Genomic DNA, 25,871 nt, shown 5'->3' with positions numbered 1-25,871 from the left:
GTGATTTCACCTGTTCTGGCTAGATCAACAGGTGGCTGGCGAGCGCCCTATAACCCCTACTTTTATATAGAACCACATGCAATCTTCGCTTGATTATGAGCCAACGCCAGATGCAGGGCCAGCCGATGATCATCCTGGGAGAGGACTCCCAGCGGATGAAAGACAAGTCTGCACAGGAACACAACATCTCGGCCGCTCGCGCGGTCGCCGAGTCAGTACGGTCGACGCTCGGCCCGAAGGGGATGGACAAGATGCTCGTCTCCTCGATGGGCGACGTGACCGTCACGAACGACGGCGTCACCATCCTCACGGAGATGGACATCGACAACCCGACAGCCTCGATGATCGTCGAGGTCGCCGAGACACAGGAGGACGAGGCCGGTGACGGCACCACCTCCGCCGTCGCCATCGCAGGCGAACTCCTCAAGAACGCCGAGGACCTCCTCGAACAGGACATTCATCCAACGGCCATCATCAAGGGCTTCAACATGGCCGCCACAGAGGCCAAGGCCGAACTCGACGACATCGCCACCGAAGTCGACCCCGACGACGAGGAACTCCTGAAGAAGGTCGCCGAAACCTCGATGACGGGCAAGGGCGCGGAGCTCAACAAGGAACTGCTCGCCCAGCTCATCGTCGACGCGGTCAACGCAGTCACCGTCGAGGCCGAGGACGGCTCCGTCATCGCCGACCTCGAATACCTCAACATCGAGACCCAGACCGGCAGCTCTGCCGGCAACTCCGAGCTCCTCGAAGGCGCGGTCATCGACAAGGACCCGGTCCACGAGGAGATGCCGACCGAAGCCGACGACGCCGACATCCTGCTCGTCGACACGGCCATCGAGCTCGACGAGACCGAGGTCGACGCCCAGCTCTCCGTCGACGACCCGAGCCAGCTCCAGAACTTCCTCGACAAGGAAGAACAGCAGCTCAAGCAGATGGTCGACCAGATCGCAGACACCGGCGCTGATGTCGTTTTCTGCCAGAAGGGCATCGACGACATGGCCCAGCACTACCTCGCCGAGAAGGGCATTCTGGCCGTCCGCCGCGCCAAGAAGTCCGACATCGAGTTCCTCAAAGAGGTTCTGGGTGCTAACGTCGTGTCCGACCTCGCTTCCGCGACGGCGGAGGACCTCGGTCACGGCTCCGTCACCCGCGACGACGCCGAAGGCCTGTTCTACGTCGAAGGCAGCGGCGACGAGGCCCACGGCGTGACCCTCCTGCTCCGTGGCTCGACCGACCACGTCGTCGACGAACTCGAACGCGGCGTCACGGACGCGCTCGATGTCGTCGCGTCGACGGTTGCCAACGGCAGCGTCCTCGGCGGCGGCGGCGCACCCGAAGTCGAAGTCGCCCGCCGACTCCGCGACTACGCCGACAGCGTCGAAGGCCGCGAACAGCTCGCTATCGAGTCCTTCGCCGACGCGCTGGAGATCATCCCGCGCACCCTTGCAGAGAACGCTGGGCTCGACAGCATCGACACGCTGGTCGACCTGCGTGCCGCCCACGAGGACGGCGACGTCAGCGCCGGCCTGAACGTCTTCTCCGGTGACGTCGAGAACACGCTCGACACCGGCGTCGTCGAGCCCGCACACGCCAAGCGCCAGGCGATTTCCTCGGCTGCAGAGGCCGCGAACCTGGTCCTCAAGATCGACGACATCATCGCTGCCGGCGAGCTCTCGACCTCCGGCGGCGACGAAGGCGGTCCCGGCGGCCCCGGTGGCGCCCCCGGCGGCATGGGCGGCATGGGTGGCGGCATGGGCGGCATGATGTAGGGTAGGGCCGAGCAAGAGCGAGGGCCTACCTCACGGCCGAGCGGCGGAAGCCGCGAGGCAAGCGAGGTTCTGAGCAACGCGAAGAACCTCGGAAAGACGAACGGGCGAAGCCCGTGAGTCGGGTGGTCGACCGGAGCAAAGTCTCCGAACGAGGAATAACTGAGTGCGGTCCGGTTTTTTGCGGTTTCGTACCGCGGTGAGTGTGTCCCAGTACGCATATCGAGACGTGAAACCGGAGCAACAGTTAGGTGTATCTCTGCGAAGTATCGACTGTCCCGGTCCGTTTGGTGGGACGGACTGGTGACAGCGGGTGGGGCCTCTTTCCGTTTTGGGGTGGTTCGACGGCACCCAGCATCGCTCGGTTCAGTCAGGGCGTGCTGTTCGGGTTCGATGGCGCTCGGTCCGCTGTTGGTCCTCGAACACCACGTCCGTCGTCCCCAGATCGCTGTAGCGGAGAATTTCGGTCACCCGGTGGGTCTCAGACCCGTTGATGACCGTGTACTGGAGGGCGTAGCTTCGGACGACGCCGTGAGGCGTCACGGTCGCCGAGAGGGAGACGTTTGACACACGGTCGACGGACCGGGTGGCAACCGCGCTGTCGTCGGCTGCCCCGGTTCCCTTGATGCGATACAGCGAGACCCCATACAGTTGCTTGATGACTTCATCGCCGGGGCGAATGGACGTGATGTTAACGACTGAAAGTAACGTAATCAGTCGGTCGTTGAACGTGGGTTCGAAGAACAGCGCGGCCCGCGGGGGGCGTGGCGGGCCACCGATACCGCGGCTGTCCGCGACAACTTCCGTCGATGTTGATCCGTTGACGGTCGTCCGCCTGAGCGCACGGCCGTCCCGCCAAGTGCTGTGAATCTCACGCGGTGTCACGCCGTGGCCGGATGCCGTTCGGGTGGCCGTGTACGACTGATAGCCTGCGCTGATGCTGGCACGGGTTCGGACGCGACTGTGCAGGCCGCTGCCGTTCATGACGGTTCTGGTGTGGTGGACCTGATACGAAGTGGTCGAGAGCTGGCTAACGTGGGCACGGCCGAGCGCGGTGGCGTTGACGACGCGGTCGCCGACGACGCCCGGGGCGCGTTGTGCCGGACTCGTTGGCGCGTCTGCAGTCGGGACTGGGGCTGGTGTCACCGTCTCCGTGGCGGCCGTCTCGTCCCCGAACAGACCGGTACACCCGGCGCTCAGCAGACAGAGACAGACCACGGCAATCGCCACCCCGCGACGCATACCAGTGACTCGTCGTGTGGCGATATAACCCCTGTGACGGCGGGGGTATAAGTGCTAGCAAGCACCAATATATCGTATGCAGACGCTGCTTCTCGGCGCGGATGCGGTCGAGGATCACGCGACGATGCCGGCCGTCATCGACGCGGTTGCTGCGGCCTTCGCCGCCGATGCCAAGGAGAACACCATCATGCCGGCCAAGTCCTACATCGACCTGCCACAGTACAACGGCGACTTCAGGTCGATGCCGGCCTACGTCAACGCGGAGACGTGGGACGCCGCCGCGGTCAAGTGGGTCAACGTCCATCCGGACAACCCTCGCGACCACGACCTGCCGACTGTGCTCGGGACGCTCATCTACTCGGACCCCGAGACGGCGTTCCCGCTGGCAGTGATGGATGGCACTGTCCTGACGCGCCTGCGGACCGGAGCGGCGGCGGCCGTCGCTACCGACCACCTCGCCGTCGACGACGCCGACTCTCTTGGTCTGGTCGGGGCCGGCACGCAGGCCGCCACGCAACTGGCGGCTATCTCGTCGGTCCGGAACATCGAGACAGTAGTCGTCGCCGACCGGGACGCGGAGAAACAGCAGGCGTTCGTCGACGCCTTCGCCGACCGGTTCGACGTGCGCGCTGGCACCATCGAGGCGGCCGCCGGCTGCGACGTGTTGTCGACGATTACGCCTGTCGAATCGCCTATCGTGGACCGAGAGTGGCTCGGTGAGCACACGCACGTCAACGCTATCGGTGCCGACGCCGCCGGCAAGCAGGAACACGACGAACGAACGCTGCTGGACGCGAAACTCGTCATCGACAACTACGAGCAGTGTACTCACTCAGGCGAAATCAACGTCCCGTGGGGCGAGGGCGTCCTGACCGACCACGACCTCCACGGTGAACTCGGCGACATCGTCGCGGGCACGCTTTCGGGGCGGACCGACGACGACGGGGTTACCGTCTTCGACTCGACAGGGCTGGCGATTCAGGACGTCGCAACCGCACACGTCGTTTACGAGAACGCGAGGGCCGCCGGCGACGGGACGCCGTTCCCGCTTGTCGACACCGACACCTCCTGATTACGACGACGGCGTGAGCATCTCGGTCACTTTCGAGATGCCCCAGACGATGATAATGAACGGCAGGAGCGGGACCAGCAAGACGAGCAGGCCGGCGAGCATCCCCCAGCCGATCACGTCCATGCCCTCGTTGGGACGGCTACGCGTCCCCGGCGTGACCGACCGGAGCGCCGCCGGCAGTCGTCCGCTGTCCCCCGCGTCGTCGTCAGGTGATTTCGACATACTTTCTCTTGCACTGAGACGTGTATAAGCCTAGGCCTCGGTGTACCTACATCGCACCGGCGACGCCGCTACCGATGGCGGCCCCGCAGTTGCCACAGGCCACGAGGTAGAACCGTTTTGAGGCGGTAAAGAAGCCAGTCGTCGAGTCCATGTCGAGGAACTCCACGTCGTCTTGGTCGGTCATCTCCGCGTCACATTCCGGACAGTGGACCATCAGGCCGCACCCCCGTTGGACTTCGCGCCGGCGACGCCGCTACCGATAGTGACGCCACAGGCCGCGCAGTTGGCTGTGTAGAACCGCTTGGAGGCTTTGATGAATCCGACTGCCGAATCAACTTCGACGAACTCGATGTCGTCGGCCGTTTCGAGCGAGGTGTCACAGTCAGGGCAGTGTACCATACACTCTTGACACCTGCAGAGTCCGGCAAAAATCTTGTGTGCTGTCCGACTTCGCCCGGTCGGAGCACGGGTGACGCTATCGGCTCGATACGCCGTGTCTCAGAGTCCCTGTTGACCTTCTTTGATCTGGGCTAACCGGGACCGCCTGCCACTCAAACGTCCGGGTGACATCGCTAAGCTGGCAGTCTTGAGTGGATTCTGCCCTTCGAAACACCCGAAACAGTGACAGTCCACCACACGCAACAGTGTGTGCACCGGGAACGCATCATGGGTAGCAAATCTGTTCTCGTCGTCGCAACCGACGGGCTGGATACGGCCACTCTCGAATCTGCTCTCGACGAGACGGCAGCTTCGATTACGCAACTGTCGTCCCTCACGGACCTCTTTGACACGCTCACCTATTCGGCGTTCCATGCGCTTGTTTTGCCTGAAACAGCAGACGGCCAGTCCGGAACCGATATCGCGTACGGCGTCAAGAAGCTGTTTCCCGACTTGCCGGTCATCGTCGCCGGAGCGGACCCGGCGGCGGTCCCGGATAATCTCGACGTGAGGGCCGTCGAGTCGTCGACACATCTCGAAGACGCCGTCGCCGAGGCCGTCCGAGACAGTCTCGACGCTGAGCCGCCGACTGTTGCCGGACGCCTCCCCTCCCCGATGGAGACACTGTTACTCTCCCTGTTCAACGAGCTGCCGGACCACCTGTACGCGAAAGACGAGCAGGCCCGACACGTCCTGATGGGACGGGGGTTCAACGAGCCGACAGACCGTCTCGGCCTCACTGATGTCGAAGTCCCGGAACTCGATGATGAACACGCGAAAGCGGCCCTGCGTGATGAAATGGACGTCATCGAGGAGGAAATAGATCAGATCGAAGTGGAGGAGTTCCTCGACCTCGACGCGTCGTACGTCCGCACTCGCAAGATGCCGTGGTACGATTCCACTGGAGACGTTCAGGGAATCGTCGGCCACACTCAGAATATCACTGAGCGAAAGCTCCGCGAGCACGCGTTTCGCCGCCAGAACGAACGGATGGTGAAAGTCGCACTCGTGGCGTCTCACGAACTCCGAAACGAACTCCAGATCGCCTACGGCCAACTCGAAGGACTGGCTGACTGCGACGGTCCGACCGACGAAATCGAGGAGTCGCTCTCCCAGATCTCTACGATTATCGATACCGTGGTTGAGCTCTCCACAAGCGACCCGAATGGCCAGATTCAGCACGACGAGATCGAACAGGTCCCGAAGCGAAAACACATGTGGCTCTCCCGTCTCAGCCGGGAAGTATGGGACACGCTCGCCGACAGCGAGGCACGCCTGACGTTCGATGGGGACACCCGTATTGTCGCCGATCAGGAGTCCGCCGGGCTACTGCTCCAGATACTGTTCCAGAACGCGCTCGAACACGCTGGTCCGTCGGTCACTGTCACCGTCGGCACGACGGCTGACGGTTTCTTCGTCGCCGATGACGGTCCGGGTATCGATGTCGACCCGCCGGAACGCGTGTTCGACGCAGGTCACACCGCTGTCGCAGAGAACACCGGGTTCGGACTCTACGTCGCCCGCCGGGTCGCCGCGGACCACGGCTGGACGATATCCATGTCAGAGAGCGAGTCGGGCGGCGCTCGGTTCGATATCGGAAACGTCGACTGTCAGGCATAGCGGGCGGTTTGTCGATTTGCGGCGACGCTCCCGTTCTGTAGTACACTGGCTCCCCGGGGTCACGCCTGTTCGCCCGGGCGCTCGCACGCCGGACCCCAGTAGCCCCTCGAAGGGAAAGGTATAGCACGGTCGCTACCGGATGTTCCGATATCATGACCACGACCGGTGAGGAACGCGAGCGGGGGTTCGATCACACAGAGATCGAACCTCGGTGGCAGCGCACGTGGGACGAGGCCGACGTGTTTCGTATCGACGACGACGAGACCGACCCGGAGTACGTTCTGGCGATGTTCCCCTACACCTCCGGCAGCCTCCACATGGGTCACGTCCGGAACTACACCATCACGGACGCGTATGCCCGCTTCGAGCGACTGCGCGGCGAGAGTGTCCTTCACCCGATGGGGTGGGACTCCTTCGGCCTGCCGGCGGAGAACGCCGCCGAGGAACGGGATACCAACCCCCGGGACTGGACGATGCAGTGCATCGACTCGATGCGCGAGCAACTCACGGAGATGGGCTTTGGCTACGACTGGGACCGGGAGCTCGCCACCTGCGAGCCGGAGTACTACCAGTGGAACCAGTGGCTGTTCAAACAGTTCCGCGAGGAAGGCTTAGTCGAGCGTCAGGCCGCCGAACTGAACTGGTGTCCCTCCTGTGAGACCGTCCTCGCGGACGAACAGGTCGAGGGCGAGGCGGAACTGTGCTGGCGGTGTGATACGCCCATCGAGGCCCGCGAGATGGACCAGTGGTTCTTCACCATCACCGACTACGCCGAAGAGCTGCTGGAGTCACTCGACGATCTCGACGGCTGGCCGAACAACGTCCGGGAGATGCAGCGCAACTGGATCGGCAAGCAGGAGGGCGCGAGCGTTGCCTTCGAGATTCCCGGCTACGGCGAGGTGGACATCTTCACCACCCGACTCGACACCATCCACGGGGCGACCTACTTCTCGCTGGCTCCGGGCCACCCCGTCGCGCAGGAAATCGCCGCGGACAACGACGAGGTCGCCGAGTACATCGAGATGGCTGAGGACGCAGACGAGGACGACCTCGACGTGACCTCCGGCGTGTTCACCGGCGAGTACGCCGAAAACCCCGCCACCGGCGAGGAGATTCCCGTCTACGTCGCCGACTACGTGTTGACCGACGTGGGGACCGGCGCGCTGTACGCTGTGCCTGCCCACGACGAGCGCGACCACGAGTTCGCCACACACCACGACATCGACATCGTGCAGGTCGTCGAACCGGCTGAGGACGCCGACGCCGACCCCGAAGACATCGACGTCCAGGAGGCGGCCTACCCCGAAGACGGCCGACTCGTCAACAGCGGCGAGTTCGACGGACTGGCAAGCGCCGAGGCCCGGGATCGCTTCGTCGAGGAGTTCGACGGCGAGCACCGCACGGAGTACAACCTCCGGGACTGGGGCATCTCCCGTCAGCGGTACTGGGGCACGCCCATCCCGATGATCCACTGCGAGGACTGTGGCTACGTCGAGGTGCCAGACGAGGACCTCCCCGTCGAACTGCCGGAGTTCGTCCACACCACCGGGAACCCGCTGGACGCCGCCGAGGAGTGGAAACACGTCGACTGCCCGGACTGCGGGGCCGACGCCGTCCGCGAGACGGATACGATGGACACCTTCGTCGACTCCTCGTGGTACTTCCTGCGGTACACCTCGCCGGAGATGGACGACGCCCCATTCGACACCGAGCGGGCCAGCGACTGGATGTCCGTCGACCAGTACGTCGGCGGCATCGAACACGCCGTGATGCACCTGCTGTACGCCCGCTTCTTCACGAAAGTGCTCGACGACCTCGACATGGTCGATGGCGTCCGAGAGCCGTTCACGAACCTCACGAATCAGGGCATGGTGCTGGGTGAGGACGGCAACAAGATGTCCAAGAGTCTGGGCAACGGCGTCTCGCCCCAGCGCATCATCGAGGAGTACGGCGCGGACACGGCCCGGCTGTTCATCATGGAGGCTGCCCAGCCTGAGAAGGAGTTCGCTTGGAGCCCCGAGGGCGTCCAGTCCGCCCACAGCTTCCTCCAGAACGTCTACACGCTGGTCTCGGAGTACGCGGATGGCGAGGCAGGGACCACCACAGACCAAGGGAGCGGGGCCGATATCGCGGACTACGTCGCCCGTGAAATCGACGCCACCGCCGCGAACGCGACGGCGGAGTTTGAAGACTTCCGGTTCAACCACGCACTACAGGCCGTGCGGGAACTGGTGTCGCTGCTGCGTCGGTATCAGGAAGCGACCGCCCCCGACGCCGACACCTTCGAGCGCGGGCTGGCGACGGCGGCGAAACTGCTCGCCCCGGTCGCCCCCCACGCCGCTGAGGAGATGTGGGCCGAACTGGGCCACGACGACCTCATCGCGGAAGCGGAGTGGCCGGCAGCCGAGGCCCCCGCCGACTACGAGATGGAGCGCCAACTGGTCGAGAACACCCGCGAAGACATCCGCGACATCGTCGAGACGGTCGGTATCGAGGACCCACAGACCATCACGCTCGCAGTCGCGCCACAGTGGAAGCATCGTGTCCTCGACCTCGCTCGAAACGCCGACGGCAACGTCGTCGGAACCGTCATGCAGGACGAGGAACTGCGCGAGCAGGGAGAGGCGGCCGCGGACTTCGCCAAGGAACTGGCCGGCCGCGCGCAGTCGCTCGACGAGCAACTGCCGCCCGAGCGTGAACAGGCGGCACTCGAACGGGCCGCGTGGCTCATCGAACGCGAGTTCGGCGCTGACGTGGTCGTTCAGGGGCCCGAGAAAGCGGACCCCGACCTTGTCGGCAAGGCCGGTCCCGGCCGCCCGGCCATCGACATCGACGAGTAGCCTGCGGCCGCCCGGTTTTCGCCTGCCGCGGCTTACTCGGCCCTGACCAGTCCAGTATCGACGAGGTCCTCGAAGACGCTCGCTGCGTGCCCATCGGGAGCGACCCGCTCGTACACGCCGACGACACGCCCGTTGGCGATGATGTACGTCGTCCGCTGGCTCCGCCCGTCGACGAGCGGCACGTCGAAGGCGTCACAGAGCCGCCCCTCTGGGTCGGCCAGCAGGTCGAAGGTGATGTCGTTCGCCGCGGAAAAGTCGCGGTGGCTCTCCACGCCGTCCGTCGAGACGCCGTACACGGAGACGCCGGCGTCCTCGAACTGTTGTGCGTACTCCTCGAACTGTTCCGCCTCAGTCGTACAGCCCGGGGTGTCGTCCGCCGGATAGAAGTACAGCACTGTCGGTTGCCCGAAGCCCGGTTGGACCGAGTCTCCGTGCTGGTTCGTCGCCCTGATGGTCGGCACGTCCGTGCCGGGTTCGAGTACCATCGTCAGTTCACGGGGATATCCGTCCCCTCGTCGTCCTCGCTGTGTACGACCTTCGCCAGCCGAACCGTGAGGACGCCGCTGTCGTAGCTCGCGGTGGTCCCGTCCTCGTCGACGGCCTCCGGGAGGTGGACCGACCGGCTCAGCGACTGCTGGCGGCGCTCGCGCTTGACGTACTGGCCGTCGGTCGAGTCCCGTTCTTGGCTCGCGGTGGCACTGATCGTGAGCTTCCGCTCCTCGACGAGCTGGACGTCGATGTCCTCGCTGTCGTAGCCCGGTAGGTCCGCGTGCACGACGAAGGCATCGCCCTCATCGACAACATCGACTGGAACAGCGCCCATGTCGACGCCGAACTGCTCTCCAAGCATATCGAACGCGCGCTCGATCTCGCTGAACGGATCGCGGTCAGACATACACGGGGGTACACAGGCCCGGAACTTAACGCTTGAAGCGGGGCCGATGGGTACCCGTCGGCTCAGTTGACGACCGTCTGGGAGTCGTACGATCCCAGACGGCGGACCCAGCCCTTCTCGGCAATATCTTCGATGTCTTCGAGGGCCGCCTGCGTGCGCTGCTCGTAGAGACCGGCCGAGATATCCATGTGGAAGACGTAGTCACCTAGGCGCTCGCCGCTGGGCCGGGATTCGAAGCGGGTCATGTTGATGTCGCGGTCGGCCAGCGGCTCAAGGAGTTCCAGTAACAGTCCGGGGTAGTCGACGTTCGGCGAGATGATGAGCGAGGTTTTCCCGCCGGCTTCCGAGCGTTCGCTCTTCGGGGCGACGACGACGAACCGCGTCGCGTTTGAGGCCCGGTCTTGGATGTCCTCGGCGAGGACTCTCAGTCCGGAGCCGTTGGTCGCGTTCTCGGGGTGGCCGATAGCGGCGATGTCCGAGTTGCCGCGGGCGCGCTCGACGCCGCGGGCCGTCGATGCGACGGCCTCGACATTGACGCCGGGGTAGTGTTCGTCGAGCCAGCCGCGACACTGGGCCAGCGCCTGCGCGTGGCTGGCGACCAGCGAGAAGGAGTCGTCCTGTGCCAGCAGGGCGTGGCGGATCGGCGTGATGACCTCCTCGACGACGGCGATGTCGTACTCCGCGAAGGCGTCCAGCGATTCGGTCACGGAGCCCTCGATACTGTTCTCGACGGGGACGACGCCGCGTTCGGCCTCGCCCTCCGCGACCGCCTCGACGATGGCGGTCACCGACTCGGAGAAGGAAATCTCGGCGTCGGTGACTGCCTGTGCGGCGCGGTGGGAGTAGGTCCCCTCGGGACCTAAGGTAACAGTGGTCATACCCGGGGTACAGCAGTGGGGACCAAAAGAACCGCGGTCACCGACGGGCGCTGTGCCAGTGCAGTCGCCCGCGGCCGCAGGATAGCTGGCCCAGCTCCTCGGCGGTGAGGTCGATAGCGCTGGCAGCGACGTTCCTCGGACTGCAGTCAGTGCGTGCTAACACGTCAGACAGACCGGTGTCGCTGTTTGAGCATCGACCACAACTGGGGTGCACTTTTTTTAACAAGCGTGGTGACTCTCTCCTGTATGTCACCGTCACCACAAGTGACCGATGAAACCGCGTTTGAAGCCGGGTCGCTCGGCTTGCAGGTCGTTCTGTTTGTCGTGACCGGCACACTCTATGGCCTGTACTGGCTGTACAAGACCGCCAAGCAACTCGACGCAGGAACGGACCAGAACCTGACGCCCATCTTAGCGGTCATCCCCATCGTGAACATCATCGGGGTCTGGCAGATCTCAAACGCGGCCGAAGCCGTCACCGACCAGAGCGGTGTGGTCCTGTTTCTGCTGTTTGTCGTCTTCGGTCCCATCTCGTGGTTCTTGATACAGTCGGGGATCAACGACGCTGCGGCCAATTAACGGCGTTGTCCGGGTGCAAAATTCCGCTATCGACGTATCACGCCCGATTCGATCCTCCTCACTCGCTGTTTCGGTGGAACAGCGCGAGGTGAACGAGGAGATACCGCGAGGCGTAAAAAACCGCAACGCTGGCGACGAAGGCGAACAGCGAGACGGTCGCAACCGACATACCGAACCCGGAGTCGACGAACGGGTTTCGACCCATCGTTGCGATGTACGACGACACCATCTCGCCGCCACCCAGACCCACAGCGAACAGGCAAAGTGAGAGGGCAATCGCCAGTCCGCCGGTTCCGAGACCGACGTAGCGAGCGAAGTCCTCAGCGTTGAGTGCCGCGTGCGCCTGTCGCTCAGTCAACGGAGCGAGTCGGATCCGGTAGAGAACTGACCCGACGAGCAACGTCGCACCGAACAACTGCAAGAACCCGCCAAACAGCCCGAGCAACAGCACTTTCGGCGAGGCGGCGGCGGGGTCAACTGCCGGCAGAAACGCCGCGGTGCTGTCCGGATACAGACCGTAGATCGGTAATAACAGTGCCAGCGCGCCGAGCAGCGCACTCTGGAGCGCGAGCGTCCGCGGGACAGTCTGTCTGAGATACGAATGGCGTTCGTAGCGGAGTCGCTCGTAGGTCGACCCTGAAACGATCGCCTGAGCGATGGTGTCGTCGGGCTGTGAATCAGTAGACATATGTTACCGGTTCCTATCTACCGGGAGTTTACTCAATCCGCGATATAACCTTTTTGCACGGCGCAAGATTCAGACTCGCTGTCTGTGAACACCACCTGCGTTGTGTTTACCGACCTTCCCGAACCGTCCTAGAACGCTCTCACTGCGTATGAATGGCCTCGCCACGAGCGGCCGCGGCCGCCTCGTGAACTGCCTCGGAGAGCGTCGGGTGCGTGTGAATCGTCCCGGCGATGTCTTCCAGCCGCGCACCCATCTCGATGCCCAGCCCGAGTTCGGCGATGAGTTCCGACGCCTCCGGGCCGACGATCTGGGCCCCGAGCAGGAACTCCTCGTCGGCGTCGGCGACGACGCGGACGAACCCATCCTTTTCGTTGACGGTGAGCGCGCGACCGTTGGCCCGTAGCGGCATCTGTCCGACGACCGGGTCAAAGCCCGCCGCCTCGGCTTCGCCCTCTGTCATGCCGACGGTGGCGATTTCGGGGTCGGTAAAGACTGCCGCCGGAATCGCCTGATGGTCGAACGCGGCCGGCTCGCCGGCGGCGGCTTCCGCGGCGACTTCACCCTCGGCCATCGCCTTGTGGGCAAGCATCGGCTCGCCAGCCACGTCCCCGACGGCGAACACCGATTCGAACGCGGTTCGGCACTGGTCGTCAGTCGGGAGGCATCCGTTCTCGTCCGTCTGGAGGTCAATGTTCTCCAGCGCAAGTGTGTCCGTGACCGGCTCGCGGCCGACCGCGACTAAGCATTTCTCGGCGTTGTACTCGGTGATTCCGTCGTCTTCGTTGACGGTCTGGACGCGAATGCCCTCGTCTGTCTCCTCCCAGTCGTCGGCCGCCTCGCCGAAGTTGAAATCGATCCCCAGCTCCTCGGCGCGGTCGCGGACGACCGCCGCGATGTCGTCCTCGTAGCCCGGCAACACGTCGTCGAGCATCTCGACGACTGTGACCTCCGCACCCAGCTTCGCGAACACCGTCGAGAGCTCCATCCCGATATAGCCCGCGCCGACGACGAGCAGTTCTTCCGGCACTGCTTCCAGCGCCAGCGCGTCCTTCGAGGAGAGGATGTGCTCGCCGTCGAACTCGAAGCCCGGCACTTCCATCGGTCGGCTCCCCGTCGCGACGACAGCGTGCTCGAACGACAGCGACTCCGAACCCTGTCCCTCGCCGCCGTGGGCGACCCGGACCGTCTCGTCGTTGACGAACTCGGCGGTCCCTTCCACCAGATTGACGCCGGCGCTCTTACACAGCGACTCGACGCCCCGTGTCAGCCGTGTGACGACGCCGTCTTTCCACTCTGTCATCCCGGCCATGTCGACGGCCGGGTCCGCGAACACGCCCATCGACTCGGCCTGCCGGGCGTCGTGGGCCACGTCCGAGGCCGAGATGAGCGCTTTCGAGGGAATACAGCCGTGGTTCAGGCAGGTCCCGCCGTAGGCGTCCCGCTCGACGAGTGTCGTGTCCAGTCCCAGCTGTGCGCCCCGGATCGCGGCAACGTAGCCGCCCGGTCCGCCGCCGATAACAAGCAATTCGGTTCCTGTAGTGACATCTCCAACGACCATAGCGGTGCCTCGTCCGGGTCCGTGAAAAGCTATCGCCCTTCACCTCGCTGTCGTGTCTCGCTTGCGCCGCCGATACAGGTAGTATCCGATGACCGGTACCGACACCGCAAACGCTGCGAGCAGTGTCGACCCCACTCCGTGGACGATGCCTGCGAGCGCATACAGCGGCGTCGGCGTCCAGTCCGCATCGGTCCGCCGGAGCTGCCGACTATCGAGAAAGAGGCCGACCGTGAGGAGGACGCTGAACAGCACCGCCGCCCAACTGGTGAGCACAGTCAGCGCAAACACGCCGAGGGACGCGCCGACATTCACCTCTCCCGTTGCGGTGGCCGAAATGAACAGTCGCATTGACATCTGTGAGATGGCGACACACGCCGGCGACAGGACGAGCAGCGCAGCCAACCCGTACCAAATCCAGTTGTCTCTCGCGGAGGGCATTACCTCTCCTGTCGCTCCAGCGACTTGTTTCGGTTTCGGTTGCGAACCCAAGCGGCTACTCCAGCAGGAGTCGCGTTGGGTCCGTTAGATACTCTTTGAGCGTGTTGACGAAGCGCGCGGCGTCGGCCCCGTCGATGACGCGGTGGTCGATTGCAAGCGAGAGCGGGAGCGTGGGTTTCGCGACGACTTCGCCGTCTTCGGCAACCGGGCGCTCTTTCAGCGCCCCGATGCCGAGAATCGCCGTCTCGGGGACGTTGATGATCGGGCTGGCGTACTCGCCGCCGATGACGCCGAAGTTCGTGACGGTGAACGTCCCACCCTGCATCTCCGACCGCTCGATGTCCCGCTCGCGTGCCCGTCCGACGAGGTCGTTGATCTCGCCGGCGAGTTCGACCAGCCCCTTCCCGTCTACGTCGTCGACGACCGGGACGACCAGTCCGTGGTCGGTCGCTGCCGCCACGCCGATGTTGTGAACGTCCCTGTAGACGATTTCCTCGTTTTCGGTGTCCAGCGCCGTATTGAGCACCGGGTGCTGCTCCAGCGCCGCGGCGACGCATTTCACCACGAAGGGCGTGTACGTCAGCGTGACATCGCGCTCCTCGGCGAGTGGCGCGAGCCGTTCACGGGCCTCGACGAGGCCGGACACGACGACCTGATCGTGGTGGGTCGCGTGAGGCACTTCACGACGGGAGCGAGCCATCTGTTCGCCGATAGACCGACGGACGCCGCGGTACGGCTCGCGGCGCTCGCCTTCGCTTGTCTCCACAGCTGTCGGTTCGGCTCCAGCGCCCCCGGTCGCCGCCGAATCACCGGCCCCGGCTACCGTTCCCGCCACGCCACCTTCGGCGCTGACGGCTTCGGCATCGGCTGCCTGTGCGGCCTGCTGTGCCTCCGCGTACGTCCGCACGGTCGCCTCGTCGACGTAAGGCTGGCCGTCCCGCGTCTGGTCGGTCGGGACGGCGTCGATGTTCACGTCGAGTTCGCGGGCGGCCTTTCTGGTGGCCGGCGTCGCCAGCGTTTGGTCGCGACTGGCGGCCGCCTGTCCGTCCTCGGAGACACTTTTCACGGCTGACTTGACAGCCTCTCCGTCGTCTGTGTCGCCCGCATCGTCGACCTGTGAAACCGCTGTGGTCGGGCTGTCCCCGTCGTCGGACGCCTTCGAAACGACCGACGTCGGGCCGTCGTCACCGGAAGTCGTCTCGCCGCCCGACGCCGTGGCCGCTTCGACATCGCCTTGGGTGACGCGGCCGCCCGGCCCGCTCCCGTCGACGGCAGCGATGTCGACCCCTTTCTCACGGGCAAGCTGACGCACACTAGGCGAGGCAAACACGCGGCCGTCGGCCGTGCTGGCGTCCGACTGCTCCGACGTCTCGACCGCTGTGGTTTCGCCTGCATCGCTGTCGGTCTGCGCTGTGTCGGCTTCCGCCGATTCGGCACCCTGCGAACTGCCTGCCGCTGCGTCGGCCGCTTCGGCGTCGCCCTCTTCCTCGATGGTGATGAGCACCTCGCCGGTCTGTACCATCTCGCCGACTTCGGCGTGCAACTCCTGTACGACGCCGTTGACCGGCGACGGCACGTCGACGGCGGCCTTGTCGGTCTCCACCTCTGCGAGGACCTGATCCTCGGTGACGGCGTCGCCGGGCGAGACGTGCCAAGTCAGCACCTCACCCTCTGCGACCCCCTCACCGAGGTCTGGGAGATTAAATTCAAACATATGTCAGAACTCGACTGCCTCTCTGATACCGTCTTTGATGCGGGCGGGTTCGGGGAGGTAGTAGTCCTCTAAGGCGTACAGCGGGTAGGGCACGTCGAAGCCCGTCACCCGCGTAATCGGGGCCTCCTGATACAGCAGGACCTCCTCCTGAATGGTGGCGATGATTTCGCCGGCCAGCCCACCGGTCTTGGGCGCTTCGTGGACGACGGCCGCTCGCCCGGTCTTCTTGAACGACTCGACGATGGCGTCGGTGTCCATCGGCGACAGCGTTCGCAGGTCGATCACTTCGGCGTCGATGCCCTCCTCGGCCAGTTCCTCGGCGGCCTCGACTGTCGGCTGTGCCATCGCGCCCCATGTGAACACGGACACGTCAGTCCCCTCGCGCCGGGTCTTTGCCGTGCCCAGTTCGACAGTGTAGGGGTCGTCGGGGACCTCCTCACGGAACGACCGGTAGATGAGCTTCGGTTCGAGGAAGATGACGGGGTCCGGGTCACGGATGGCCGCCGTGAGCAGTCCTTTGGTCTCCTTTGGCGTCGACGGGACGACCACCTTCAGCCCCGCCTCATGGACGTAGAACGCCTCCTTGGATTCGGAGTGGTGTTCCGGCGCGCGGATGCCGCCGCCGTAGGGCGCGCGAACGGTGAGCGGACAGTTGTACCGGCCGCGGCTCCTGTTCCGAAGCCGGGCGGCGTGGCTGACTATCTGGTCGAACGCGGGGTACATGAACCCGGAGAACTGCATCTCCGGCACTGGTCGGAGCCCGTAGGCGGCCATGCCGATGGCCGTCCCGACGATGCCGGCCTCCGCAAGCGGTGTGTCGATGACGCGCTGGTCACCGAACTCCTCGTGGAGTCCTTGCGTCGCCCGGAAGACGCCGCCGTTTTTCCCGACGTCTTCACCCATCACGACAACGTCCTCGTTTCGCTCCATCTCGCCGTAGAGCCCATCACGGACGGCCTGTACGAGCGTCAAACTCTGTGTGTCTGCGTCCTGTGTACTCATTCCAGTAGCACCTCGTCGCCGTGTCGTTCGCGCAGCTCTTCGAGGTAGTCCAGTTGCTGTTCGAGTCGCTGTGGCATCTCCGCGTACACGTCAGCGAACATCTCTTCCGGTTTCGGTCGCTCGGTCGCCTCGGCCTCGTCGATGGCTGTGGCCACCTCATCCTGAACCGATTCGTCGATGGCGTCAGCGCGCTCGTCGTCGAGCAGGCCTCGGTCTCTGAGGAACGCCTCCATCCGCGGAATGGGGTCTTTCTGCTTCCAGTGTTCGACCTCGCTGTCGTCGCGGTACACCGACGGGTCGTCAGCAGTCGTGTGCGCGCCGAAGCGGTACTGCACGGCCTCGATCATCGTCGGCCGAAGCCCATCCTCGGGCGGGTCGTGTGCCTTCTCGACGGCCTCATGAGTCACCTGATACACCGCCAGCGGGTCCATCCCATCGACTTGGACGCCGTCGAAGCCGTAGGCGTTGGCCTTCTGGGCGAGCGTCTCGCTGGCCGTCTGACGCTCCCGCGGGACCGAAATCGCCCACTGGTTGTTGTTACAGAAAAACACCGCTGGCACGTCGAACACACCCGCGAAGTTCAGTCCTTCGTGAAAGTCGCCCTCGGAGGTCGCACCGTCCCCGAAGTACACGAGTGCAGCGGTGTCATCGCCTTTGAGCTTCGATGCCCACGCGGCCCCGGTCGCGTGCGGAATCTGTGTCGCGATTGGGACCGCAAACGAGAACGCCTGTACGTCTTCCGGCGGCGAATTACCCGACTCGGACCCCATCCAGTACAGCAGGTCATCGGACAACGGCCACCCTTTGACATACATGGCGAGATGTTCCCGGTAGCTCGGGAAGGCCCAGTCGCCGTCTCGCAGGGCCAAGGCGCTGCCGACTTGCGAGGCCTCCTGTCCCGACATTGGGGGGTAAGTCCCCATCCGACCTTGGCGTTGCAAACTCACCGCCCGCTGGTCGAAGTGCCGGCCGAGTTTGAGATGCCGGTACATCTCCACCAGTTCGTCGTCAGAAAGGTCCGGTACTGTTGCGCCGTCGACCACTGTCCCGTCTTCATCGAGAATCTGTACCTTATCTGTTGGGTCGCGCTGGAGGACACTCATAGAAACCGCCTCCGTCGAAGTGGCATACGACGACTGTTCACTCGCATTACGTTTAGAGCTTTCGCGGCGCTGAAAAATCTCTCCTAGGTGGGTATTACTGGCAGTATCGGTCTTTCAGACACTCTATAGACGTTTTAATTCTACCTAATTTATCAACGATAACTCCGATGTATCAGTTGTCCGCGCGTACTTTCGCCCGCGCCTCGTCTGCACTCTCCCCCTCACGCAGGACGCTCTCGACGAACAGTTCGCCGGCGCGGTAGGACGACCGGACCATCGGCCCCGAAGCGCAGTACAGGAAGTCGAACTCCTCCTCGGCGACCCGCTGCCAAGTGTCGAAGGCGTCGGGATGGACGTACTCCGAAACCTCCAGATGTGAGCGGGAGGGCTGGAGATACTGGCCGAACGTCACTACGTCGACGCCGGCTTGCCGGAGGTCCGACAGCGTCTGGTACACTTCGTGGGCGTACTCACCGACGCCCAGCATCACACTGGTCTTGGTGTAGCCGTCGCCCTCACGGTTGGCCTGCCGGAGCACCGAGAGGGACTGCTCGTAGCCGGCCCGGCGGTCCCGAACCGGCCACTGGAGGCGGTCGACCGTCTCGATGTTGTGGGCGATAACGTCCGGGTCGGCGTCGATAATCTTCCGTACGAGGTCCGGCTCACCCTGAAAATCGGGGATGAGACACTCGACGAGGATTGACGGGTCACGCTCTTTGATTGCGCGGATCGTCTCGGCGAAGTGGCCCGCGCCCTGATCGGGCAGGTCGTCGCGGTCGACGCTGGTCAGCACCACGTAGTCCAGCCCGATCTCCGCGACGGCGTCGGCCACCTGCTGTGGCTCGTCGGCGTCTAGCGGGTCCATCCCGCCCGTCTCCACGTCACAGAAGTTACAGCCCCGCGAACAGCGGTCGCCCATCAGCATGAACGTCGCTGTTCCCGGGCCGTCACGCCCGCTCCAGCACTCCCCGAGGTTGGGGCAGTTGGCTTCCTCACAGACCGTGTTGAGGTTCCGATCCCGGAGTGACTGCTTGATGTCGGTGAACCGCTCGCCCGACGGTGGCCGCATCTTCAGCCAGTCAGGCTTGCGCGAACGACTCATTACTCGGAGTTAGGTTCGCCCGGTCAAAAACGTGCGGGGGTCGCGTCGCCTCTCACATAGCGTGTGGGCGGGTAACCGACTGGTCCGGCGACCGAGTCGAAACGACGGCCATCCGCGTACTCGCGAGCGCCCACTCTCCCGTCCGTACTGCCAGCTCAGACACGACAGACGGCGAGCATATGTGCGGACATGTCTACGGCAGTCCGATCCTCGCGGAGTTCGTCAACGAGTGCTCGGACACCGGCCCGCTCGTCCGCTGATAGTTCGTCAGCTGTCTGCCGGAGTGGGGCGGCGGCGAGTACTGACGCCAGTCCTTCCAGTCCGACCAGCGTCTCGATGGTCAATCCACCCGCCTCTAACAGCGCCTCGAACTCGGCGGCGCGGAAAAAATGGGTCTCGGTGAATGCCGCGTCATGCCCGGATTGGGCCACGAACTGACTGTCGTAATCGCCTGTCTGGGCGAGTTCACTCGCATTCGTGAGGTGTTCGGACTCCCCGACAAGTGAGAGAACGAGCCAGTTGAGCCGCCCCATAACGGACGCGAACACCGGACCCCCTGCTTTTGTTACTCGGCGGAGCTCCCGCACGGCGGCCGCCCGTTCGCCGGCGTCGAGCACGTGCGAGAGCGGCCCACCCAGACACAGCGTCGCGTCGAACGCGTCCCGGTCAAACCCGAGGTCGCGCACGTCGCCCGCCCCGACGGTCACCCGCCTCTCGTGCCCGTGTTCGGCGATTTTCTCTTGTGCGATAGCTCGCTGGCCCGTGCTTGGGTCGATGAGCGTGACATCGTACCCCTGTTCGGCCAGCCAGACGGCGTACCGACCAGCGCCGCCGCCCACGTCGAGGACGTGTCCCGTGTCGGGGAGGTTCGATTCGAGCTGTGCAACGGTTCCCGTCCACTCTAGCTGCCCGTGCAGCGTGGCTGTCAAGCGGTCCCACTCGCTCTGGCTGTTCTCGTCGTAATAGTCATCAGGGTCGCTGATAGGCATGCTTGCGCACTGTCAGCCGGCTGAGTTAATCTTTGGGCAGGAGTGTGGGACAGCCCCAATGAGCAGCCACGCCGTGAACCTGAAACACACGGCCTCGTCTCACGCGCTTTCGCTCCCCCATAGAAACGCCTTTGCCGTCGCGGAACTGCGACTGTGACGTGCCATCCCGAACCGACAGCGAGCCGACTGTGGCGGTCGCGGAGGTGCTCCCCGACTTTGCCGATGCCTTTCCCTTCGAGGAGTTCAACCGGATGCAGTCGGCGGCCCTGCCGGCCCTGCTGAACCGCGACGACAACGTCGTCGTCAGCGCGCCGACGGCCAGCGGGAAGACGGCGCTGGCCGAACTGGCCATCTGCAAGACGCTCGCCGAGGACGGGACCGCGCTCTTTCTCGCACCGCTGCGCGCGCTCACCAACGAGAAGGAAAGCGAGTGGGAGCGGTTCGAAGATCTGGGGTACTCCGTGTACGTCGTCACCGGCGAGCGGGACCTGAACCCTCGCCGCGCCGAGCGGGCCGATATTCTCGTGATGACGCCGGAAAAAGCTGACTCGGCTACCCGGAAACACGAGACCAGCCGCTACTCATTCATCACTGACGTGGACTGCTGTGTCATCGACGAGGTCCACCTGCTTGACTCAGACCGACGGGGGGCGGTGCTCGAAGTCACTGTCTCGCGACTCCGCCGGCTCTGTGACCCGCGCGTGGTGGCGTTGTCGGCGACGATGCCGAACATCGACGACGTGGCTGACTGGCTCGACGCCCCTGACGAGACCACCTTCGCCTTCGGCGAGGAGTATCGGCCAGTGCCGCTGAACGCCGACGTGAAGACGTATTCACACGGCGAGAACGCTTTCGCCGACAAGTACCGGCGGCTCTACCGGGCGCTTGACCTCGCCGAGCCACACATCCGCGAGGAGGGGCAGGCACTCGTGTTTGTCTCCTCGCGTCAGGACACGGTGCAGGCCGCGAAGAAGGCCCGCGATGAAATCGTCGAGCGCGATATTCCGATGGGCGCGCGCGGGGACTACGATTTCCACAACGACGCTGCCGACCTCTCGAACGACACGCTCCGCCAGTCAGTACTGGACGGCGTCGGCTTCCACCACGCCGGACTCGCGCGCGAAGACAAAAACAAAGTTGAGCAGTGGTTCAAAGAGGGGGAGATACAGCTTCTCTTTTCAACCTCGACACTGGCATGGGGCGTGAACCTCCCCGCCCGCTGTGTCGTCATCCGCGACACCAAACTCCACGATCCCTTGGAGGGCGAAGTCGACATGAGTCCCCTCGACGTGCTCCAGATGCTCGGCCGCGCGGGCCGGCCCGGCTACGACGACATGGGCTACGCTTGGGTGGTCTGTGACCGCTCGGACGCCGACAAGTACCGCCGCCTGCTCCGGGACGGCAAGGAAATCGAGTCCCGGCTCGCGGCGGAACTCGACGCCCACCTGAACGCCGAGATCGCGCTCGGAACCATCGACGACGTGGACGACGTGATGGACTGGCTCGCCACGACCTTCTACTATGCTCGCTCGCAGTCGGCCCCCGACAAGTACGACGCTGGTAGCGACCTCCGGAGCCGGGTCAGTGACACGCTTTCAGCGCTCGTCGATGAGGGATTCGTCGAACAGGACGGCCTCAACGTCGAACCGACGCGGCTGGGCCAGTTGGCGTCGAAGTTCTACCTACGGCTCTCGACTGCGCGACGGTTCGCGGATGTCGCCGAGCGCTGTCAGGAGGCTGCTGACCCCGACTCCGGGGTGACTGTCGACGCGGACGACCTGCTGACTGCGGTGGCCGGTTCGACCGAGTTCGACAGTGTCAGCGCCCGGTCCGACGAGGAGGACGCCGTCCACGCCGTTCTGGGTGACAGCGTCGACGAGAGCCTCGACGCCGGCCAGCGCAAGGTGTTGGCAATCCTCCGCTCTGGCATGACCGGGACGACCCCGACGGAACTGAAAAGCGACGCGTGGGTCATCCGCCAGAACGCCCTTCGCCTGCTGGCCGCGATGCGGGAGTTCGTCGACACGCTGGGGCCAGCTCGCTACGCAAACCTCGCCTGTCGGGTCGAGGCCCGCGTCGAACACGGTATCAGCGCCGACGCGGTCGGGTTGACGGCCATCGACGGCGTTGCCAGAGGCCGTGCCGGAAAACTCGCTGCTGCGGGGCTCACATCTCCCGCCGACGTGGTCGAAGCCGGCGAAGACGGCCTCGTCCGTGCTGGACTCTCCGATGGCGTCGCCGAACAGGTGCTTGCGAACGCGCGGGACCTCCCTGTCGTCTCCATCGACTGGGGCGATTTCCCCGAGACAATCGCACCCGGCGATAACGATATGCGGGAGGTAACGGTCGAGAACACCGGCGGCAGCGCCCGCGCGGGCCTGCGTGTCACAGTGAACGGTCGTGAGATGACCGCAAAGCCGTCGTATCTCGGCGAAGCCACGCTTCCGGTAGCCGTTTTCGGCGCGGATGCGGACGAACTCACGTTCACTGTCGAGGTCGCGTTCCCTGCGCTGCCGCTCCCGACGATCACCGAAACCCGGTCCGTGCTGGTCCGGTAATCGGCGTCTCGTCTGTTTCTCTGAAACGGCCCTATATTACGCGATAAAATTTATAAAGCGTTCTCGAAGCGTTTCTGTGGGCCGTGAAACATCGCTGAAAGGTACTGAAATCCGGTTAACATTCCGAAAAGAGCACGAATTATCCCCAAGGGTCTGGCGTTTATATGGGGGTATGGGTTCTTACGAAGAACCGAGGAAGCCCACAATGTCCAGTGCATCGCCCTTCCGCTCCCCGATGGAAGCCGCCCCAAGTAGCGTCGCCCTCCGATCACTCACTCGTCCCCTGCAATTCATCGCGTTCTGGCTGGCTATCGTCACGCCGCTGGCATACCCACCGCTGCTGCTTGGCGGGCTGGACAGTCAGAGCTTCCTCATCTTCGTGGGTGTCGTTGCCCTCAACGTCTTCGGCCTTCTCGCGGGCCGAGGATACGGTGACCCCGCCTGACTTGGCCGGGTCTTCCTCCCCTCCACGCTGGCAGTTCTGGCATACTGTTTCTGTGTCCGTCCCCTCTCAAAGACACTCTCCTCGGCTGTTATACACCCCCTAACAGTACCTCGCGTAGTGTCGTCGCGTCGTCCGCGATTTCGTGCACCATCGAGAGGTCCGTCTCGTCGCCGTCACCGCGGAACCCGACAGTCGTCATCCCGGCGGCGACGGCAGCGCGTGCGCCCGCGGTGGAGTCCTCAACGGCCCAGCAGTCCTCGGGTGCGACGCCCAGTTCTGCCGCGCCCCGCTCGTAGATGTCCGGTTCCGGCTTGCCGGGACCGTCGATGTCGTTTGCGCTGATCGCAACGTCGAACTTCGAGAGCAGGTCGAAGCGCTCGTCGGCCACGTCGATCCATGCCCACGGCGCGGATGTCGTCAGCGCCAGTGATACCCCGGCATCTCGGAGGTCGTCGAGCAGTCCGTGCGCCCCTTCGAGGACGGTTGCCTCTTCGCCGTAAATCCGCTCGCCGTGCTCCTCGAACAGTCTCTCGAACACCTCGCGGCTGACTTCGAGGTCGTACTCGCTATTTAGATCCGGATACACTTCCCGGTAGTTCCGGCCGGTAATCGCCGAGAGCGGGATGTCGTCGTTCGGTGCGACTGTCGGAAGGATATCCTCGCGCTGTGCACGGACCCAGTGATCCTCGGACTGGACGAGCACGCCGTCCATATCGAAACAGACCGCCGCCGGTGGTTCGCTCATTGCCTTGCTGTCGCTCGGCGACAACTTTGGCTGTTCCGACTTCGGCAGCGGCGACTGCTCTGCGAAGCCACTCCACCGCCTGATGGTTTAAATACTGGAACGCGGCCAGACCGGTCCATGCACGACGGAACCCATGTGATGGCCGGCGAGTGTACGACCGTTTTCGAGGGACCGCGCGAGCGGGAACAGCGCGGCGACGTGCTCGTCGTCGTCAAACCGGACAACACCGTTCTCGTTCACGACGCCGACGGGTATCAACCGGTCGCGTGGCTCACACGCGCCGAAAGCGTCACTATCGACGCCGGAGCGGTGACCGCCCGCGACGGCGACGAACTCCTCCGAGTGGTCACCCACGAGGAACACGGCAGTGCCCGCTATCCGGCCTCGAGCGCCGGCGTTCCGGTACGTGACTGCCCCGACTGCGTCGGGACGCTGGTCCGAACCCGAAGCGAGGTCACCTGTACCGGCTGTGACGCCGCCTACGGGATTCCGAGCGATGCCGCGGTCACCGGCGGCCGGTGTGACGACTGCGGCCTCCCCACACTTCGGGTGGAACGCGGGCGTGCGTTCGAACTCTGCCTCGACCGGGACTGTGACTCGCTGGACGACGCTGTCACCGCGGCCTTCGACCGTGAGTGGGACTGTCCCAACTGCGACGGCGACCTGTTGATTCTCCGCCGCGGCGGCCTGCTCGCCGGCTGTGAACACTACCCGGACTGTGACACCGGCTTCTCGATGCCGTCCGGCGTCGTCGTCGGCGACTGTGACTGTGGCCTGCCGCTGTTCGAAACTGCCGGCGGCACGCGCTGTCTGGACAGTTCCTGTGCGGCATTGGGGTGAGTCCCGGCGCTACACAGCCGCAGTCGTCGGAACCGCTACGATTGCATTACCGGCTCGGACCCGCAGGGGCTTTGTCGCCGCGGGAGCCACGTCAGAGCATGGAACTGACGCTCGACGGTGATGTCGTGCGGGCCGGCTACGAGGCGCGCGAGCGGTTCTACGACTCGCGTGGCTACGGCAAGGTCCGAAACGGCGACATCGATCTGGCCCCGGTAGAGGCGGCACACCTCCTCTACCGCGGGGATATCGAGAGCATCGATGGGATGGACTTCCGGGCGTTTCTTGGGTCGGCGGCCGTCTCTGAGGTCGATTTCGCCGTCTACAAAGATCTGCGGGACCGCGGCTTCTACCTCACGCCGGCCCGCAAGGGATGGGTCGACGACGCCGCAGGCACGGACTTCGTGGTCTACCCCCGCGGCAAGGGACCGTGGGACAACGAGGTGGCCTACCGCGTCCGGGTCGTCGGTGAGCGCGACACGGTTGGGGCCACCGGTCTGGGCGACTGTGTGCTGGCGGTCGTCGACGAGGAGAGCGAAGTGACCTATCTCGACACCGACCGGCGCGACGTTGCAGGGACCAGCGACGCCGCCGTTCCGGCAACGGAGGGTGAACTGCTCGGAGAGCGGGTGGTTTGCTGGGAGCCGCCGACGGAACTGTACGAACAGGCCTTCTACGGCCAGCAACTCGGCGACGATGGCGCGGTCCAGCTTTCGCTCGTGGAGGCCGCGTATCTCACACAGGAAGGGCTGCTCACGGTCGATGGCGGAGCCGATGCGGTCGTCGAGCGGGGCCGCGAAGTCGAGGGCGACCGATTCGACCGGCGGCTTGCCGTCTATTCCGCCCTGCGGGGGAGCGGCGTCGCCCCGAAGACCGGCTTCAAATTCGGCGCGGACTTCCGGACCTACGCCGACGTCGAGAGCGCCGAAAACCTCGGGCATTCGGAGCTACTGGTTCGGGTGTTGCCGGCGGACCACCGGTTCGAGCCGCGGGACCTCGCGCTGGACGTACGGCTTGCCCACGGCGTCCGGAAGACGATGGTGTTCGCGCTCAGGGCGGACGGCGGCGATAGTGCCGGTAGCGACGACATCGAGTGGGTGGCTGTCGAGCGACTGACGCCCTGACTTACTTCTA

25 protein-coding genes are annotated in these 25,871 nt (G+C 64.6%); 9 read left to right on the top strand and 16 right to left on the bottom strand.

The window, feature by feature from the left end:
• The first annotated feature begins 95 nt into the window (after positions 1–95).
• Entirely contained in the window at positions 96–1,775 is a 1,680-nt protein-coding gene (gene thsB, locus Har1129_RS13815) for a thermosome subunit beta (protein WP_370455423.1), read from the top strand.
• A 363-nt stretch (positions 1,776–2,138) separates the two neighbouring features.
• Here thsB and Har1129_RS13810 read toward each other — a convergent pair whose 3' ends face one another.
• Positions 2,139–3,014 (bottom strand): hypothetical protein, encoded by an 876-nt coding sequence (locus Har1129_RS13810; RefSeq protein WP_151101182.1) that lies wholly within the window; start codon positions 3,012–3,014, stop codon positions 2,139–2,141.
• Positions 3,015–3,090: 76 nt separating this feature from the next.
• Between Har1129_RS13810 and Har1129_RS13805 the strand changes: the two genes are divergently transcribed.
• The gene (locus Har1129_RS13805) at positions 3,091–4,086 is read left to right on the top strand and encodes an ornithine cyclodeaminase family protein (protein WP_151101181.1); all 996 of its coding nucleotides are present in this window, start codon (positions 3,091–3,093) and stop codon (positions 4,084–4,086) included.
• Here the strand turns inward: Har1129_RS13805 and Har1129_RS13800 are convergent, their stop codons facing one another.
• From Har1129_RS13800 to Har1129_RS13795, 3 genes are read right to left on the bottom strand one after another with little or no spacing between them, the layout of a single operon-like run.
• Positions 4,087–4,308, bottom strand: coding sequence for a hypothetical protein (locus Har1129_RS13800; protein ID WP_151101180.1), 222 nt, complete (start codon positions 4,306–4,308; stop codon positions 4,087–4,089).
• Between the two features lie 46 nt (positions 4,309–4,354).
• Entirely contained in the window at positions 4,355–4,522 is a 168-nt protein-coding gene (locus tag Har1129_RS20645; protein WP_174242973.1) for a hypothetical protein, read from the bottom strand.
• On the bottom strand, positions 4,522–4,707 hold the full coding sequence (locus Har1129_RS13795; protein ID WP_151101179.1) for a hypothetical protein: 186 nt from the start codon (positions 4,705–4,707) through the stop codon (positions 4,522–4,524). The genes Har1129_RS20645 and Har1129_RS13795 overlap by 1 nt, the downstream gene beginning before the upstream one ends.
• 267 nt (positions 4,708–4,974) lie before the next feature.
• Here Har1129_RS13795 and Har1129_RS13790 point away from each other — a divergent pair, with 267 nt between their 5' ends.
• Both Har1129_RS13790 and leuS read left to right on the top strand, forming a co-directional pair.
• The gene (locus Har1129_RS13790; protein ID WP_151101178.1) at positions 4,975–6,366 is read left to right on the top strand and encodes a HAMP domain-containing sensor histidine kinase; all 1,392 of its coding nucleotides are present in this window, start codon (positions 4,975–4,977) and stop codon (positions 6,364–6,366) included.
• 152 nt (positions 6,367–6,518) lie between these two features.
• Positions 6,519–9,206, top strand: a complete 2,688-nt coding sequence (gene leuS / locus Har1129_RS13785) for a leucine--tRNA ligase (protein ID WP_151101177.1) — start codon at positions 6,519–6,521, stop codon at positions 9,204–9,206.
• Between the two features lie 32 nt (positions 9,207–9,238).
• Here the strand turns inward: leuS and Har1129_RS13780 are convergent, their stop codons facing one another.
• The 3 genes from Har1129_RS13780 to pheA all read right to left on the bottom strand — a co-directional run bounded on the left by Har1129_RS13780 (position 9,239) and on the right by pheA (position 10,979).
• The gene (locus Har1129_RS13780; RefSeq protein WP_151101176.1) at positions 9,239–9,691 is read right to left on the bottom strand and encodes a peroxiredoxin; all 453 of its coding nucleotides are present in this window, start codon (positions 9,689–9,691) and stop codon (positions 9,239–9,241) included.
• Positions 9,692–9,693: 2 nt separating this feature from the next.
• A complete protein-coding gene (locus Har1129_RS13775) occupies positions 9,694–10,101 on the bottom strand; it encodes an Hsp20/alpha crystallin family protein (protein WP_151101175.1) in 408 nt (135 codons plus the stop codon).
• Between the two features lie 62 nt (positions 10,102–10,163).
• Positions 10,164–10,979: a prephenate dehydratase gene (pheA, locus tag Har1129_RS13770; RefSeq protein ID WP_151101174.1), complete on the bottom strand. Its 816-nt coding sequence runs from the start codon at positions 10,977–10,979 to the stop codon at positions 10,164–10,166.
• 246 nt (positions 10,980–11,225) lie between these two features.
• Here pheA and Har1129_RS13765 point away from each other — a divergent pair, with 246 nt between their 5' ends.
• Positions 11,226–11,558 (top strand): DUF4234 domain-containing protein, encoded by a 333-nt coding sequence (locus Har1129_RS13765; RefSeq protein ID WP_225307817.1) that lies wholly within the window; start codon positions 11,226–11,228, stop codon positions 11,556–11,558.
• Between the two features lie 58 nt (positions 11,559–11,616).
• Here the strand turns inward: Har1129_RS13765 and Har1129_RS13760 are convergent, their stop codons facing one another.
• The 8 genes from Har1129_RS13760 to Har1129_RS13725 all read right to left on the bottom strand — a co-directional run bounded on the left by Har1129_RS13760 (position 11,617) and on the right by Har1129_RS13725 (position 20,152).
• Positions 11,617–12,246 carry a hypothetical protein gene (locus Har1129_RS13760; RefSeq protein ID WP_151101173.1) on the bottom strand — a complete coding sequence of 210 codons (630 nt, stop codon included), beginning with the start codon at positions 12,244–12,246 and terminating at the stop codon, positions 11,617–11,619.
• 139 nt (positions 12,247–12,385) lie between these two features.
• A complete protein-coding gene (lpdA, locus tag Har1129_RS13755) occupies positions 12,386–13,804 on the bottom strand; it encodes a dihydrolipoyl dehydrogenase (RefSeq protein WP_151101172.1) in 1,419 nt (472 codons plus the stop codon).
• A 39-nt stretch (positions 13,805–13,843) separates the two neighbouring features.
• Positions 13,844–14,152 carry a hypothetical protein gene (locus Har1129_RS13750; RefSeq protein ID WP_151102150.1) on the bottom strand — a complete coding sequence of 103 codons (309 nt, stop codon included), beginning with the start codon at positions 14,150–14,152 and terminating at the stop codon, positions 13,844–13,846.
• Positions 14,153–14,297: 145 nt separating this feature from the next.
• Positions 14,298–15,956 carry a dihydrolipoamide acetyltransferase family protein gene (locus Har1129_RS13745; protein WP_151101171.1) on the bottom strand — a complete coding sequence of 553 codons (1,659 nt, stop codon included), beginning with the start codon at positions 15,954–15,956 and terminating at the stop codon, positions 14,298–14,300.
• A 3-nt stretch (positions 15,957–15,959) separates the two neighbouring features.
• On the bottom strand, positions 15,960–16,958 hold the full coding sequence (locus Har1129_RS13740) for an alpha-ketoacid dehydrogenase subunit beta (protein WP_151101170.1): 999 nt from the start codon (positions 16,956–16,958) through the stop codon (positions 15,960–15,962).
• Entirely contained in the window at positions 16,955–18,061 is a 1,107-nt protein-coding gene (gene pdhA, locus Har1129_RS13735; protein ID WP_151101169.1) for a pyruvate dehydrogenase (acetyl-transferring) E1 component subunit alpha, read from the bottom strand. Before pdhA ends, Har1129_RS13740 begins: the two co-directional genes overlap by 4 nt.
• A 172-nt stretch (positions 18,062–18,233) precedes the next feature.
• Complete coding sequence (lipA, locus tag Har1129_RS13730) at positions 18,234–19,163, bottom strand: lipoyl synthase (protein WP_151101168.1); 930 nt, start codon at positions 19,161–19,163, stop codon at positions 18,234–18,236.
• Between the two features lie 155 nt (positions 19,164–19,318).
• A complete protein-coding gene (locus Har1129_RS13725; RefSeq protein ID WP_151101167.1) occupies positions 19,319–20,152 on the bottom strand; it encodes a bifunctional 2-polyprenyl-6-hydroxyphenol methylase/3-demethylubiquinol 3-O-methyltransferase UbiG in 834 nt (277 codons plus the stop codon).
• Positions 20,153–20,340: 188 nt separating this feature from the next.
• Between Har1129_RS13725 and Har1129_RS13720 the strand changes: the two genes are divergently transcribed.
• Together Har1129_RS13720 and Har1129_RS13715 are read left to right on the top strand one after the other, a co-directional pair.
• On the top strand, positions 20,341–22,710 hold the full coding sequence (locus Har1129_RS13720) for a DEAD/DEAH box helicase (RefSeq protein ID WP_151102149.1): 2,370 nt from the start codon (positions 20,341–20,343) through the stop codon (positions 22,708–22,710).
• Positions 22,711–22,915: 205 nt separating this feature from the next.
• Entirely contained in the window at positions 22,916–23,155 is a 240-nt protein-coding gene (locus Har1129_RS13715) for a hypothetical protein (protein ID WP_225307815.1), read from the top strand.
• Positions 23,156–23,243: 88 nt separating this feature from the next.
• Here Har1129_RS13715 and Har1129_RS13710 read toward each other — a convergent pair whose 3' ends face one another.
• The gene (locus Har1129_RS13710) at positions 23,244–23,900 is read right to left on the bottom strand and encodes an HAD family phosphatase (protein WP_151101166.1); all 657 of its coding nucleotides are present in this window, start codon (positions 23,898–23,900) and stop codon (positions 23,244–23,246) included.
• Between the two features lie 117 nt (positions 23,901–24,017).
• Here Har1129_RS13710 and Har1129_RS13705 point away from each other — a divergent pair, with 117 nt between their 5' ends.
• Positions 24,018–24,740, top strand: a complete 723-nt coding sequence (locus tag Har1129_RS13705) for an endonuclease NucS domain-containing protein (RefSeq protein WP_151101165.1) — start codon at positions 24,018–24,020, stop codon at positions 24,738–24,740.
• Positions 24,741–24,838: 98 nt separating this feature from the next.
• Positions 24,839–25,861: a tRNA-intron lyase gene (gene endA / locus Har1129_RS13700; protein ID WP_151101164.1), complete on the top strand. Its 1,023-nt coding sequence runs from the start codon at positions 24,839–24,841 to the stop codon at positions 25,859–25,861.
• Positions 25,862–25,871: the final 10 nt, after the last annotated feature.

Source organism: Haloarcula sp. CBA1129 (genome assembly GCF_008729015.1).
GTDB lineage: Archaea > Halobacteriota > Halobacteria > Halobacteriales > Haloarculaceae > Haloarcula.
This window is presented reverse-complemented; position numbering and strand designations above follow the sequence as displayed.

Coding starts and splice junctions, on each gene's coding strand:
- Har1129_RS13775 (WP_151101175.1), bottom strand. CDS start 10,101: ATGTCTGACCGCGATCCGTTCAGCGAGATCGAGCGCGCGTTCGATATG.
- leuS (WP_151101177.1), top strand. CDS start 6,519: ATGACCACGACCGGTGAGGAACGCGAGCGGGGGTTCGATCACACAGAG.
- Har1129_RS13705 (WP_151101165.1), top strand. CDS start 24,018: ATGCACGACGGAACCCATGTGATGGCCGGCGAGTGTACGACCGTTTTC.
- Har1129_RS13765 (WP_225307817.1), top strand. CDS start 11,226: ATGTCACCGTCACCACAAGTGACCGATGAAACCGCGTTTGAAGCCGGG.
- Har1129_RS13800 (WP_151101180.1), bottom strand. CDS start 4,308: ATGTCGAAATCACCTGACGACGACGCGGGGGACAGCGGACGACTGCCG.
- Har1129_RS13810 (WP_151101182.1), bottom strand. CDS start 3,014: ATGCGTCGCGGGGTGGCGATTGCCGTGGTCTGTCTCTGTCTGCTGAGC.
- Har1129_RS13805 (WP_151101181.1), top strand. CDS start 3,091: ATGCAGACGCTGCTTCTCGGCGCGGATGCGGTCGAGGATCACGCGACG.
- endA (WP_151101164.1), top strand. CDS start 24,839: ATGGAACTGACGCTCGACGGTGATGTCGTGCGGGCCGGCTACGAGGCG.
- pdhA (WP_151101169.1), bottom strand. CDS start 18,061: ATGAGTGTCCTCCAGCGCGACCCAACAGATAAGGTACAGATTCTCGAT.
- Har1129_RS13795 (WP_151101179.1), bottom strand. CDS start 4,707: ATGGTACACTGCCCTGACTGTGACACCTCGCTCGAAACGGCCGACGAC.
- Har1129_RS13740 (WP_151101170.1), bottom strand. CDS start 16,958: ATGAGTACACAGGACGCAGACACACAGAGTTTGACGCTCGTACAGGCC.
- Har1129_RS13745 (WP_151101171.1), bottom strand. CDS start 15,956: ATGTTTGAATTTAATCTCCCAGACCTCGGTGAGGGGGTCGCAGAGGGT.
- thsB (WP_370455423.1), top strand. CDS start 96: ATGAGCCAACGCCAGATGCAGGGCCAGCCGATGATCATCCTGGGAGAG.
- lipA (WP_151101168.1), bottom strand. CDS start 19,163: ATGAGTCGTTCGCGCAAGCCTGACTGGCTGAAGATGCGGCCACCGTCG.
- Har1129_RS13790 (WP_151101178.1), top strand. CDS start 4,975: ATGGGTAGCAAATCTGTTCTCGTCGTCGCAACCGACGGGCTGGATACG.
- Har1129_RS13750 (WP_151102150.1), bottom strand. CDS start 14,152: ATGCGACTGTTCATTTCGGCCACCGCAACGGGAGAGGTGAATGTCGGC.
- lpdA (WP_151101172.1), bottom strand. CDS start 13,804: ATGGTCGTTGGAGATGTCACTACAGGAACCGAATTGCTTGTTATCGGC.
- Har1129_RS20645 (WP_174242973.1), bottom strand. CDS start 4,522: ATGGTCCACTGTCCGGAATGTGACGCGGAGATGACCGACCAAGACGAC.
- Har1129_RS13710 (WP_151101166.1), bottom strand. CDS start 23,900: ATGAGCGAACCACCGGCGGCGGTCTGTTTCGATATGGACGGCGTGCTC.
- Har1129_RS13715 (WP_225307815.1), top strand. CDS start 22,916: ATGTCCAGTGCATCGCCCTTCCGCTCCCCGATGGAAGCCGCCCCAAGT.
- Har1129_RS13780 (WP_151101176.1), bottom strand. CDS start 9,691: ATGGTACTCGAACCCGGCACGGACGTGCCGACCATCAGGGCGACGAAC.
- Har1129_RS13760 (WP_151101173.1), bottom strand. CDS start 12,246: ATGTCTACTGATTCACAGCCCGACGACACCATCGCTCAGGCGATCGTT.
- pheA (WP_151101174.1), bottom strand. CDS start 10,979: ATGACCACTGTTACCTTAGGTCCCGAGGGGACCTACTCCCACCGCGCC.
- Har1129_RS13725 (WP_151101167.1), bottom strand. CDS start 20,152: ATGCCTATCAGCGACCCTGATGACTATTACGACGAGAACAGCCAGAGC.